This is a genomic window from Pseudomonas sp. BYT-1, from assembly GCF_023611805.1.
In the GTDB taxonomy this organism is placed as follows: Bacteria; Pseudomonadota; Gammaproteobacteria; order Pseudomonadales; family Pseudomonadaceae; genus Aquipseudomonas; species Aquipseudomonas guariconensis.
Genome location: NZ_CP072559.1, coordinates 55,078 through 68,700, shown reverse-complemented (window position 1 = coordinate 68,700; position 13,623 = coordinate 55,078). Strand labels below are relative to the sequence as shown.

The window sequence follows — 13,623 nt, the reverse complement described above, 5'->3', positions numbered from 1 at the left end:
CTTCGCATTTAAGGGTGTAGAAAAAATCTGACCGGCTGGAAAAGGAGTCGAGGATCTTAGAAAATGTAAGCTCTCACACCAACAAAAACTAAGCCCCCGACGTGAACAATCTTACCTTTTCTAGCCCTGATCTTTCCAGCTTTTGCCAACTGAATAACCTCGGCCTGACTGCCACTGGACAACATCTTTGTGCAGAGCGCGCCGTCATCGAATGTCGTTTAACCAAAGCACCCGAGCCATGCCCCAAGTGCGGGGCTGCTGGTGTTTCACGCGGTACTGTCGATAGGCATCTTGCTCACACACCTTACGGACAACGACCAACCAGATTGCTGCTGCGTATCCGTCGCTGGCGTTGTGCTTGCGGCTGTTTCTGGCATGAAGATACAAACAGTGCAGCACCTCCACGTTCAAAGCTTTCATATGGGGCGATACGCTGGGCATTAGCTGCCATCGTGCTGGATCATCTGTCGGTATCTCGTGTTGCGAGCCAGCTTGATGTTGCATGGCACACCGCTAATAATGCCATTATCAACGAAGGACGGCGCCTGCTTTTTAATGACTCGACACGTTTTGACGGTGTGACCGTGCTGGGCGTGGATGAGCATGTTTGGCGACATACACGCTGTGGTGACAAGTACGTCACCATCGTGGTTGACCTTACGCCCGTGCGTAACAAAAACGGGCCGGCCCGCTTGCTCGATGTGCTGGAAGGCCGCTCCAAACAAGCCTTTAAGCAATGGCTACAGAGTCGCCCCAAATCGTGGCGTGACCAGATCGAAAGCATTGCCATGGACGGTTTTACGGGGTTTAAATCTGCAGCGCAAGAAGCCCTGCCTCAAGCCCAAACCGTGCTGGATCCTTTCCATGTCGTGCGCTGGGCAAGCAACATGCTGGATGAATGCCGCCGGCGTGTGCAACACGACATCCTGGGCCGCAGAGGGCGTAAAAATGACCCGCTCTACAAAAGCCGTCGAACGCTACTGACTCGGATCAGCTACCTGTCTGACGCCAACAAAAAGCAACTGTTCCAGCTGTTTGCAGATGAGCACCACCTCGAAGTGGATTGCACCTGGAGCATGTACCAACGGGTGGTCAGCGCCTACAACGAGCCGGATCGAAAACGTGGTAAAAAACTCATGGAAGAGGTCATAAATATCATTACAGCCAGCGACTTGCCCAAAGCGCTCATCGAGGTGAAAGGCTTGGGGGAAACGCTGAAAAAATACGCTGAGAGCATCCTTGCCTACTTCGACCGGCCAGGAACCAGCAACGGTCCAACAGAAGCTATCAACGGGCGACTTGAGCACTTACGAGGTACCGCCTTGGGCTTTAGAAATTTAACCAATTACATAGCCAGGTGCTTGCTGAAGTCAGGAGGGTTTAGAAATCAGCTACACCCTTAAATGCGAAGAGCCGGATTTTGTCTCGATATCACTGAGCAATTAACCGCGCACGCGCGCCGGCATTATTGAAAGGGATGGTAAATCAAAATGAGCGTGCCGGGGCTCAAATGACGGATTTGTAATTTCTAGGTAATACAGTTGATAGTCTGGCGGTATATCTTGTCGCGGTTTGGGTTTGACAGTTGCGGGCCCTCTCTCCAGCAGGTGATTTGACCTTATGAAGTATTGGGTTATTTTCTTCTTTGTGCTGGCTTCGTTCCGCTCAGATGACGGCGAGGTCGCTCACATTGAAGAGACTGGTCATTGGTGTAGTCATGAACTTCACCGGCATGCGATGCGTACAATCGAACGCCTACTTGAATTTTAGGGGCTCTTCGCATTTAAGGGTGTAGCTGATTTCTAAACCCTCCTGACTTCAGCAAGCACCTGGCTATGTAATTGGTTAAATTTCTAAAGCCCAAGGCGGTACCTCGTAAGTGCTCAAGTCGCCCGTTGATAGCTTCTGTTGGACCGTTGCTGGTTCCTGGCCGGTCGAAGTAGGCAAGGATGCTCTCAGCGTATTTTTTCAGCGTTTCCCCCAAGCCTTTCACCTCGATGAGCGCTTTGGGCAAGTCGCTGGCTGTAATGATATTTATGACCTCTTCCATGAGTTTTTTACCACGTTTTCGATCCGGCTCGTTGTAGGCGCTGACCACCCGTTGGTACATGCTCCAGGTGCAATCCACTTCGAGGTGGTGCTCATCTGCAAACAGCTGGAACAGTTGCTTTTTGTTGGCGTCAGACAGGTAGCTGATCCGAGTCAGTAGCGTTCGACGGCTTTTGTAGAGCGGGTCATTTTTACGCCCTCTGCGGCCCAGGATGTCGTGTTGCACACGCCGGCGGCATTCATCCAGCATGTTGCTTGCCCAGCGCACGACATGGAAAGGATCCAGCACGGTTTGGGCTTGAGGCAGGGCTTCTTGCGCTGCAGATTTAAACCCCGTAAAACCGTCCATGGCAATGCTTTCGATCTGGTCACGCCACGATTTGGGGCGACTCTGTAGCCATTGCTTAAAGGCTTGTTTGGAGCGGCCTTCCAGCACATCGAGCAAGCGGGCCGGCCCGTTTTTGTTACGCACGGGCGTAAGGTCAACCACGATGGTGACGTACTTGTCACCACAGCGTGTATGTCGCCAAACATGCTCATCCACGCCCAGCACGGTCACACCGTCAAAACGTGTCGAGTCATTAAAAAGCAGGCGCCGTCCTTCGTTGATAATGGCATTATTAGCGGTGTGCCATGCAACATCAAGCTGGCTCGCAACACGAGATACCGACAGATGATCCAGCACGATGGCAGCTAATGCCCAGCGTATCGCCCCATATGAAAGCTTTGAACGTGGAGGTGCTGCACTGTTTGTATCTTCATGCCAGAAACAGCCGCAAGCACAACGCCAGCGACGGATACGCAGCAGCAATCTGGTTGGTCGTTGTCCGTAAGGTGTGTGAGCAAGATGCCTATCGACAGTACCGCGTGAAACACCAGCAGCCCCGCACTTGGGGCATGGCTCGGGTGCTTTGGTTAAACGACATTCGATGACGGCGCGCTCTGCACAAAGATGTTGTCCAGTGGCAGTCAGGCCGAGGTTATTCAGTTGGCAAAAGCTGGAAAGATCAGGGCTAGAAAAGGTAAGATTGTTCACGTCGGGGGCTTAGTTTTTGTTGGTGTGAGAGCTTACATTTTCTAAGATCCTCGACTCCTTTTCCAGCCGGTCAGATTTTTTCTACACCCTTAAATGCGAAGAGCCATTTTAGGCAAAAAAAGGCGCCCAATGGGCGCCAAATATCCACCTTTTACCAAAGGAGCACTTAAGCCACTCAAGGTGAATTCGTAATGCTCGTTTTACTAATAGGACCAGTTAATGAATAACTGGTCCAGTTAGCGAATTACAGAATCGAAAGCGGGTACTCAATGATCACACGGGTTTCATCCAGATCCGATTCGAATGCAGTGGCACGTGTGGTTGCCTGGCGCAACCGGAAGGACAGATCTTTTGCTGGACCGGTTTGGACAACGTATTTGACTTCGACGTCACGCTCCCAACGCTTCTGATTGTCGAGCGGGTTGCCGTTGTCATCAGTGCGCATGTAGAACTGGTTAGCGTTCGAGTAATCCGCGCCCGAGCCTCTGGCGTAGCGGGTCATGAACGTCAGGCCTGGAATGCCGTAGCTGGTGAAGTTCAGGTCATAGCGCAGCATCCAGGAACGCTCTTTCGGCGAGTTGAAGTCGCTGTACTGGATGGAGTTGTCGACGAAAATCGAGCCCGACTGACGCAGGTAGTCAAAATCGTCGTCGCCGTTGTTGCGCTGGTGCGACAGGGCTAGGGTATGGGCACCGTAACGCACGCCGACCTTGGCACTCCAGATGTTGTTGTCGAATTCACCCAGGCGCTTCTTACCTTCATCTACGGCTTTGTAGTAGTTGAAGCCACCGATCAGCGCCAGATCGTCGCTCAGCGGGTAAACCACGCTGGTGCCGGCGTAGTACTGATTCCAGACGTCTTTCAGCTGGCTGGCGTAGACGCTCACAGTCCAGTTGTCGTTGATCGAGTAGTCACCGCCACCGTAACCGATCCATGGCGAGTTGACCGGGCCGCCGTAGAACGTCACGAAGTTGTCGTTCAGGTTGCTTGAGACCGGCTGGCTCATCGCATGCAGACGACCACCCTGCAGGGTGAGGCCTTGGATGCTGGTGTTCTCAACGGTCACGCCGCGGAAGCTTTCTGGCAGCAGGAGAGAGTCGCCGGATGCAACGACCGGAGTCGATGGGAAAACATCACCTACTTTCACGATGGTATCGAACAAGCGGACTTTGGCTGCGCCGCCGACCTTGGTGTATTCGTCGCGAGCTTCGCCCTTGTTATCAACGGGTAGCACGTCGAAGGAGCTACGGCCGCCGTTGCGCCCATCACCGGTGTCGAGCTTGAGGCCGATCATGGCGAAGGCATCAACGCCAAAGCCAACGGTTCCCTGGGTAAACCCAGAGTTGAATTTGCTGATGATCGCGTGCGCCCAGGCTTCGGAGTAGCCGTTGGTGTTGCCCTTGCCACTGTTATAAGTGGGGGCAGTGCTGTCGCGGTTATCACGGTTGAAGTAGAAGTTACGGTTCAGCACTGTAAGGCTGCTGCCTTCAATGAAGCCTTCTGGCTTGTCTTCTGCCTGTGCCGAAATAGCATAGCTTCCAGACAGCGCAGAAACTGCCGCCAAATACAGTGGTACTTTGATTTTCATCCGATGCTCCTTTGATTCACGGCAGTTTTTATTATGTTTACCGGCGCGGGTGTCGTTAATTGTTCTGACCAGGCGGCGCGCCTAGCGTAGCGCGAGCTCATATTTGCAGGCCGAAGATAACGGGGGGGTGATAGGAAAATTACAATTTCGTCATCTACCTGTTGTTCGGGCCTTCGCACCGCGTGTTTGCCATCTCCGTTGCTTGTAACGAAATCATCGTGTCGGGTTTGGTTTCCCAGTATTTTCGGGCATTACAGGACATTCTTACGGAATTGTAATTTTCTAGCCACCCCTCTGATAGCTACCGCTCATTAGAGTGCCATCACCTAATCAAGTGGGGCTTGGCAGCTGTTTCGGCGTTCTCGCCAAGCTTTATCGAAGTTTGTGCACGAGGACCATCAAAGTGCCCCGGTATAACCGCAATGTCTTACCCAAGACCCCCGTCTCGCCCTGGAAGATCGCTGCACTCTGTGCAGTCATCTCTGGGTTGATGGCGCCTGCAGCCCTTGCCCAAAGCATCAGCTTGCCCCAGGCGCTTTCGACGGCCATGGATGCCAACCCAGACCTGGCCGCGGCCAGGCAAGAAATTGGGATCGCTGATGGTGCTCGCAAGCAGGCCGGGCTTATCCCCAACCCCACAATCTCGTATGACGTGGAAGACACCCGTCGTAACACCAGCCAGACGACTGTCTCTCTCAGCCAGACCCTTGAGCTGGGCGGTAAGCGGGGGGCTCGTGTTGACGTCGCCACATACGGGCAGACCGCCGCACAGCTTGAGTTAGACCGTCGCGTTAACGGCCTGCGTGCAGATGTCGTCCAAGCCTTTTACGCCGCGTTGCGGGCCCAGACAGGTCTCGACCTGGCCAAGCAATCTCTCGAACTGACTGAGCGCGGTCTTCGCATCGTCGATGGCCGTGTTCGCGCAGGTAAGTCGTCCCCAGTGGAGGCGACCCGCGCTCAAGTGCAACTGGCCGAAGCCCAGCTGCAAGTTCGACGTGCAGAAACGGAAAAAGCGACCGCTTACCAACAGCTCGCTCAAATTACCGGGAGCTCAGTCACCGTGTTTGATCGACTCGAATCGCCAACCCTCTCCCCGGGCTTGCCACCTCGCACTGAAGATCTGCTGGCTAAGCTCGACCAAACAGCAGAAATGCGTCAGGCCGTGGTGCAGATAGACAAGAGCGATGCCTCGCTCGGCTCAGAGAAAGCTCAGCGTATCCCGAACCTTACTGTCAGTGTAGGTAGCCAGTACGACCGCTCTGTGCGCGAGCGGGTCAACACTGTGGGCCTGTCTATGCCTTTGCCGCTGTTCGATCGTAACCAGGGCAACATTCTTTCCGCTTCTCGTCGTGCAGATCAGGCCCGGGACCAGCGCAATGCTGTTGAGCTGCGCCTGCGCACCGAAACCCAAACCGCGTTGAACCAATGGTCCACCGCCATGCAGGAGGTCGAGTCCTACGACAAGACCATTCTGCCTTCAGCCCAACAAGCCGTAGAGACCGCAACCCGCGGCTTCGAGATGGGCAAATTCGGTTTCATCGAAGTGCTGGATGCCCAGCGCACCTTGATCGTCGCTCGTGGCCAATACCTCGAATCGTTGGCAGCGGCGACCAATGCGCGTGCGCAGGTGGAAAGGGTTTATGGCGAAGTCGGCTCAACCGCCGGCACTCGCTGAACGGGCCAAACATTTTCTTCGGCACACAGCCTTGAACAAGCCGGTGCCTACGATCAGCAGGAGTAGCAATGGATAACAAACGCAAGATCGCCCTCGCGGTAGCCGCTGTGGCAGCCCTCGGATTTGGCAGCCTTGCCTGGAACAACAGTTCCGGACAGCAGGCCGCCAGTACTGCCGAGCATGGCGCTAACGATGGCCATGGCGACGAAAAGAAAGCCGCATCTGCCGCCAAAGAGGAAGGTGATGAGGGCCATGGTGAAGAAGGCCACAGCGAAGAGGGCGGTGAAGAAGAGGGCAAGCTGACGCTCAGCGCTGAACAGATCAAGGCCGCTGGTGTTGCCCTGGAAGCTGCAGCGCCTCGTGACCTCGGTACCGTCGTGAGCTTCCCTGGCGAAATTCGCTTCGACGAAGATCGTACTGCCCACGTGGTTCCTCGTGTTCCTGGCGTTGTTGAGGCTGTCCAGGCCAACCTGGGCGAGACGGTCAAGAAAGGGCAAGTCCTCGCGGTAATCGCCAGCCAGCAGATCTCTGACCTGCGCAGCGAACAACAGGCCGCACAGCGTCGCGTCGAACTGGCGCGTGTGACCTTCGAACGTGAGAAGCAACTGTGGCAGGACAAGATCTCTGCAGAGCAAGACTACCTCCAAGCACGCCAAGCGCTGCAAGAAGCGGAGATCTCCTTGGCCAACGCCAAGCAGAAGGTCGGCGCAATCGGTGCCTCGGTTAACTCCGTTGGCGGTAATCGTTACGAGCTCCGCGCTCCCTTCGACGCCGTGGTAGTGGAGAAACACCTGACCGTCGGCGAAGTCGTCAGCGAGGCGACCAACGCCTTCATCCTTTCCGACCTGAATCAGGTCTGGGCGACCTTCGCAGTTCCGCCGACAGATCTGGGCAAGGTCACGACTGGCCGTGCAGTGAAAGTCTCTTCGCCTGACATGAACGTCGAGGTCGAAGGGAAGGTGGGTTATGTCGGCAGCCTGCTGGGCGAGCAAAACCGTGCAGCTACTGTCCGCGTCACCTTGACCAACCCCAACGGCGCCTGGCGTCCAGGCCTGTTCGTAAACATTGCGGTCACCTCCCAGACCGATCGAGTTGCCGTAGCGGTCCCTGAGCACGCTGTGCAGACCGTTGAAGACAAACCTTCGGTATTCGTACGCACCCCAGATGGCTTTGACACCCGCCCGGTAAAACTGGGTCGCCGCGACAATGGGTACGTGGAAATCATCGACGGTATTGAAGCCGGCGCCCAGGTAGCAACCAGTGGCAGCTTCACACTCAAGTCCGAGCTCGGCAAAGCTTCTGCCGAACACGGTCACTGATGCGAACTGACAGGATGATTTCTCATGTTTGAACGTATCATCAGATTCGCCATCGAGCAGCGCATCGTAGTAATGATCGCCGTTCTGATCATGGCGGGTATCGGTATCTACAGCTATCAAAAGCTGCCCATCGATGCGGTACCCGATATCACCAACGTCCAGGTGCAGATCAACACTGCAGCGCCTGGTTACTCGCCCTTGGAAACCGAACAACGGATCACGTTTCCAGTTGAAACGGCCATGGCCGGTCTCCCGGGCCTTCAGCAGACCCGTTCCCTGTCTCGCTCTGGCCTGTCTCAGGTCACCGTGATCTTCAAGGATGGCACTGACATCTTCTTTGCCCGCCAGTTGATCAACGAGCGGCTGCAGGTTGCGAAGGAACAGCTGCCAGAAGGTGTAGAGGCCGTCATGGGTCCGGTATCTACCGGCCTCGGCGAGATCTTCCTGTGGACTGTTGAAGCCGAAGATGGCGCGGTCAAAGAGGACGGTACGCCGTACACCCCGACCGACCTGCGCGTGATCCAGGACTGGATCATCAAGCCTCAGCTGCGTAACGTCCCGGGTGTGGCCGAGATCAATACCATCGGCGGTTATGCCAAGCAGTTCCTGGTTGCGCCGGATCCAAAGCGCCTGGCTACCTACAAGCTGACACTCAATGACCTGGTCGCAGCGTTGGAAAGTAACAACGCCAACGTCGGTGCCGGCTACATCGAGCGTAATGGTGAACAGTTGCTCATCCGTGCACCGGGTCAGGTAGGCAATATCGAAGACATCGCCAACATCGTGATCACCAGTGTGGATGGTGCACCGATTCGCATCAGCAGCGTTGCTGACGTCAGCATCGGTAAAGAGCTCCGTACAGGTGCTGCTACTGAGAACGGCCGCGAAGTCGTGCTCGGTACCGTGTTCATGCTGATTGGTGAAAACAGCCGCACCGTATCTCAAGCTGTCGCCGCCAAATTGGCGGACATCAACCGCACCCTGCCAAAGGGCGTGGTGGCTGTGACTGTTTACGACCGTACCAACCTGGTTGAAAAAGCCATCGCGACGGTGAAGAAGAACCTGGTGGAAGGCGCGATCCTGGTTATCGCCATTCTGTTCCTGTTCCTCGGCAACATCCGTGCGGCTCTGATCACCGCGATGGTGATTCCGCTGTCCATGCTGTTCACCTTCACAGGCATGTTCAACAACAAGGTCAGTGCCAACTTAATGAGTTTGGGGGCACTCGACTTCGGCATCATCGTCGACGGTGCCGTGGTTATTGTAGAAAACGCGATCCGTCGACTGGCTCATGCGCAACATAAGCATGGCCGCATGCTCACCAAAACCGAACGCTTCCACGAGGTCTTTGCCGCGGCGCGAGAAGCTCGCCGGCCGCTGATCTTCGGTCAGCTGATCATCATGGTGGTGTACCTGCCGATCTTCGCCCTCACCGGCGTCGAAGGCAAAATGTTCCACCCGATGGCCTTCACCGTTGTGATGGCGCTGCTGGGTGCAATGGTCCTGTCCGTTACCTTTGTTCCTGCAGCTATTGCCATGTTCGTCACTGGCAAGGTGAAGGAAGAGGAAGGCGTGGTCATGCGCACAGCTCGACTGCGCTATGAACCGGTTCTGCAATGGGTGCTGGGACATCGGAACATCGCTTTCTCGGCCGCAGTAGCCTTGGTCGTGCTCAGTGGTTTGCTGGCAAGTCGTATGGGTAGCGAGTTCATCCCAAGCCTCAGTGAGGGTGACTTTGCGATGCAGGCCATGCGTGTGCCTGGAACGAGCCTCACTCAATCTGTCGAGATGCAGCAGCGTCTGGAGAAAGCGGTGATTGCGCAGGTGCCTGAAGTTGAGCGGATGTTCGCACGCTCGGGTACCGCAGAAATTGCATCTGACCCGATGCCGCCGAACGCCTCTGACGCCTACATCATGCTCAAGCCTCAGGATCAGTGGCCTAACCCGAAGAAGCCTCGTGATGAGCTGATTGCTGAAGTGCAGAAGGCCGCAGCGGGTGTTCCAGGAAGCAACTACGAGTTGTCGCAGCCAATCCAACTGCGTTTCAACGAGCTGATTTCGGGCGTGCGTAGTGACGTCGCTGTGAAAGTCTTCGGCGATGACATGGACGTGCTCAACAACACCGCCAACAAGATCGCGGCAGCGCTCAAAGCGGTCCCGGGCTCATCGGAAGTGAAAGTTGAGCAGACATCCGGCCTGCCGGTGCTGACCATCAACATTGACCGCGAAAAAGCAGCACGCTACGGCCTGAACATCGCGGATGTTCAGAACTCGATCGCTATCGCCGTGGGTGGCCGTCAGGCCGGCACGCTGTATGAGGGCGACCGTCGGTTCGACATGGTAGTACGCCTACCAGAGACCGTTCGCACCGACGTAGCGGGTATGTCCAGCTTGCTGATCCCGGTACCTGCCAATGCGGCACAGGGTGCCAATCAGATCGGCTTCATCCCGCTGTCCCAGGTCGCCAATCTGGACCTGCAACTGGGCCCGAACCAAATCAGCCGCGAGAACGGCAAACGTCTGGTTATCGTCAGCGCCAACGTTCGAGGCCGCGATCTGGGGTCCTTCGTTGAGGAGGCGACCGCATCGCTGGACAAGAAGGTGCAAATCCCTGCGGGCTACTGGACGACTTGGGGGGGCCAGTTCGAGCAGCTGCAGTCGGCTGCCAAACGCCTGCAGATCGTTGTTCCAGTCGCCTTGCTGCTGGTCATGACCTTGTTGTTCCTGATGTTCAACAACCTGAAGGACGGCATGCTGGTCTTCACCGGTATTCCATTCGCACTCACCGGTGGTGTTGTGGCGTTGTGGCTGCGGGACATCCCACTGTCGATCTCGGCAGGTGTCGGCTTCATTGCACTGTCCGGCGTTGCAGTACTGAACGGCCTGGTGATGATTGCCTTCATCCGCGGGCTAAGGGAGGAGGGACGAACGCTCAGACAGGCAGTCGATGAAGGTGCATTGACCCGTCTGCGACCTGTTCTGATGACAGCCTTGGTAGCGTCCCTGGGCTTCATCCCGATGGCTTTGGCCACCGGCACCGGTGCCGAAGTTCAGCGGCCATTGGCGACGGTGGTGATTGGCGGGATCCTGTCCTCCACCGCACTGACCTTGCTGGTACTGCCTGCCCTGTATCACTGGGCACACCGCAAGGATGAAGACGGCGACGAGGCCGAAGTGGTTAGCTAACAGCCTCCGCTAAAGAGAAGCCCACAACACGTGTTGTGGGCTTTTTTGTTTAAAGTGAAGTAGATGCACTTACCTTTCAAAATTGTAAGTTTCTCGTCATGCCGGTGATGCCTATGCATTGCTAAGGTTACGCCCGAGAAGTTTTGAAATTGAGAGGGTTTTATGAAAAAGCTAATTATCGCTGCTGCACTTGTTGTTTTCTCGGTGGCTTCGCAGGCCAACACTTTCTCCGAGAGCAAGCAGCTTCAATACACCAAGGAACACCAGACCGCAGTGGCCAAGTACGCGGAGAAAAATGGCAAGCCAATGCCAGAGATTCAGGATTACAAATATGGCATGAAGATAGACGTTGCGAAATTCGTACGTCAGTCGCAGGACCCCCGTACCTGCCAGGTCTATCCACGGTTGATGACCTTCGAGGACTCCCAGGGCACGCTCAAGACTGTTCGTTACTCGATGTATTCGCAATGCATCAACAACAAGTAGTAAACGATTTGAACAGAACAATTAGAGAATTCATAAATGCCAGGCAGTGCCTGGCATTTTTTATTACGCCCGATACCCCATAGCTTCGAAATGTTAACGCCTGGGCTCGGGCAAACCGTGCAATAGATCTTAGCCAACCAACAGAGACGGCTCCCCAACTGCAGAGGGCAATTGGAAGCCTTGACCCCAGAAGGGACGAGTTATGAAGAGTTTGCTTGAACGCCCTGATGACCAAGCCGGGCATGAAGGTCATAGCCATGAGCATGGCGGCATTTTTGGAATGAACACAGAGCTGATTTTCGCGCTGATCTGTGGTGCTCTCCTGGGTGCCGGAGCTCTCGCAGGAAAACTTGGCCTGATTGATCGTCTGCCTCTGATTCTGTACGTGTCGGCCTACGTGTTCGGTGGATGGTTCACCACTAAGGAAGCGGTTACCAACATCCGTCAGAAACGCTTCGAGATCGACTCGCTGATGCTTCTCGCCGCAGTCGGTGCCGCGAGCATCGGCGCCTGGGCGGAGGGGGCTCTGCTGCTGTTCCTGTTCAGTCTGGGGCATTCCCTTGAAAGCTACGCGATGGGGCGGGCCAAGAAAGCGATTGAGGCACTGTCCAAGCTCGCACCAGCCACCGCGATCGTACGCAGAGCAAATGGCACGGTGGAGATGCCCGTGGAGCTGCTGGTTCCCGGTGACGTTGTCATCGTGCGCCCCAATGACCGCCTGCCGGCCGATGGTTTTGTAGTCGTAGGCTCCTCAAGTATCAACCAGGCGCCAGTAACCGGTGAGAGCGTCCCCGTGGACAAGCAACCTGTTCCTGATGCCGAACTCGCACGCAGCAAGCCAGATGCAGTGGATGCAGCCTCGAAAGTCTTCGCCGGTACCATCAATGGCGAAACGCTCATCGAGGTTGAGGTAACACGGCGCTCTACGGAGAGTACCTTGGCGCGGGTCATCAAGATGGTCAGTGAAGCCGAAGTCAGGAAGTCACCGACCCAGCGATTCACGGACCGCTTCCAACGCATATTCGTCCCGTTGGTTTTACTGCTGGTAGTCGGGCTGCTATTTGCCGGCATTTTCCTTGACGAGCCGTTCCGTGACTCGTTCTACCGGGCGATGGCCGTACTGGTTGCAGCCAGCCCCTGCGCGCTCGCGATCGCTACACCAAGCGCCATTCTCTCTGGCATCGCCAGGGCAGCCCGAGGTGGCGTGCTGATCAAGGGCGGTGCGCCACTTGAAGAGCTTGGATCATTGAATGCCATGGCATTCGACAAGACCGGTACCCTGACCGAAGGGCGCCCACGTATCACCGATGTAATACCCATAGGCGGCACGCAGATCGAGGATCTGCTAAACGTCGCCATCGCTGTGGAGTCGATGAGCGACCATCCGCTGGCTGCGGCAATTGTGCGTGACGGTGAAGAGATGATTGGCACACGGCGCCGATTCCAAGCCAAGAACATGAGCAACATGATTGGCCGCGGCGTGCGTGCTGAGCTTGATGGGCAGTTCGTCTGGATTGGCAAGGTCGAGATGTTCGGTACCAATGGTATTCCCGCACTCAGCAAGGCAGCCCTGGAGGCTGCGGAGCGTCTACGTCAGTCAGGCCGTACCACCATGGTGGTACGGCGTGCTGACAAGGATCTGGGCGCTATCGGGCTATTGGACACACCCCGGGAGGGGGCCAAAGAGGCACTCCAGAAGCTTAGAGAGATGGGCATCGAACGCATGGTCATGATTTCTGGAGACCACAACCGCGTTGCAGAGGCTGTAGCCAAACAAGTTGGCTTAGATGAAGCGTGGGGAGACCTGATGCCGGAAGACAAGGTCAAGGCCATCAAAAACCTGCGCCTTAGCGCCAAGGTGGCCATGGTGGGTGACGGCGTCAATGATGCCCCTGCCATGGCCAGTTCGAGCGTTGGTATCGCAATGGGGGCTGCTGGATCTGATGTTGCCCTGGAAACGGCTGATATCGCGCTTATGGCTGACGACATCAGGCAACTCCCATTTGCGGTGGGGCTGAGCCGTCACACGCGATCGATCATCCACCAGAATCTGTTCGTCAGCTTGGGGATTGTGGCCATCCTGGTTCCGTCCACCATCATGGGCTTGAGCATTGGTGCCGCTGTTGCGATCCATGAGGGCTCCACACTGTTGGTCGTCTTCAACGCCTTGCGCCTGTTGGCCTACCGCAGAAGCACCTGATCCCTGAGCTTCAATCATGAAGCTAAGCAGGGAAATGACCTGAAGTAGAAGTACGGGTCGTGCGCGATCAGCGCACGACCCGTA

The 13,623-nt window shown here is 55.9% G+C and carries 8 protein-coding genes; 6 read left to right on the top strand and 2 right to left on the bottom strand.

Features of this window, described 5'->3' with window-relative positions; translation table 11 throughout:
* The first annotated feature begins 101 nt into the window (after nt 1-101).
* Nucleotides 102-1,403 (top strand): ISL3-like element IS1411 family transposase, encoded by a 1,302-nt coding sequence (locus tag J5X93_RS00315; protein WP_011920678.1) that lies wholly within the window; start codon nt 102-104, stop codon nt 1,401-1,403.
* Nucleotides 1,404-1,783: 380 nt separating this feature from the next.
* Here J5X93_RS00315 and J5X93_RS00310 read toward each other — a convergent pair whose 3' ends face one another.
* Complete coding sequence (locus tag J5X93_RS00310; protein ID WP_011920678.1) at nt 1,784-3,085, bottom strand: ISL3-like element IS1411 family transposase; 1,302 nt, start codon at nt 3,083-3,085, stop codon at nt 1,784-1,786.
* A gap of 244 nt (nt 3,086-3,329) precedes the next feature.
* Nucleotides 3,330-4,673 (bottom strand): OprD family porin, encoded by a 1,344-nt coding sequence (locus J5X93_RS00305; RefSeq protein WP_250034248.1) that lies wholly within the window; start codon nt 4,671-4,673, stop codon nt 3,330-3,332.
* A gap of 403 nt (nt 4,674-5,076) precedes the next feature.
* On the opposite strand from J5X93_RS00305, the gene J5X93_RS00300 reads away from it, so the two are divergent.
* The 5 genes from J5X93_RS00300 (at nt 5,077) to J5X93_RS00280 (ending at nt 13,539) form a co-directional block, all read left to right on the top strand.
* Complete coding sequence (locus J5X93_RS00300; protein ID WP_010951456.1) at nt 5,077-6,348, top strand: TolC family protein; 1,272 nt, start codon at nt 5,077-5,079, stop codon at nt 6,346-6,348.
* 68 nt (nt 6,349-6,416) lie between these two features.
* Nucleotides 6,417-7,667: an efflux RND transporter periplasmic adaptor subunit gene (locus J5X93_RS00295; RefSeq protein ID WP_010951455.1), complete on the top strand. Its 1,251-nt coding sequence runs from the start codon at nt 6,417-6,419 to the stop codon at nt 7,665-7,667.
* 24 nt (nt 7,668-7,691) lie between these two features.
* Nucleotides 7,692-10,853, top strand: coding sequence for a CusA/CzcA family heavy metal efflux RND transporter (locus J5X93_RS00290; protein ID WP_010951454.1), 3,162 nt, complete (start codon nt 7,692-7,694; stop codon nt 10,851-10,853).
* Between the two features lie 162 nt (nt 10,854-11,015).
* Complete coding sequence (locus J5X93_RS00285; protein ID WP_003253432.1) at nt 11,016-11,339, top strand: DUF2790 domain-containing protein; 324 nt, start codon at nt 11,016-11,018, stop codon at nt 11,337-11,339.
* Between the two features lie 202 nt (nt 11,340-11,541).
* Nucleotides 11,542-13,539 (top strand): heavy metal translocating P-type ATPase, encoded by a 1,998-nt coding sequence (locus J5X93_RS00280; RefSeq protein WP_010951452.1) that lies wholly within the window; start codon nt 11,542-11,544, stop codon nt 13,537-13,539.
* Nucleotides 13,540-13,623: the final 84 nt, after the last annotated feature.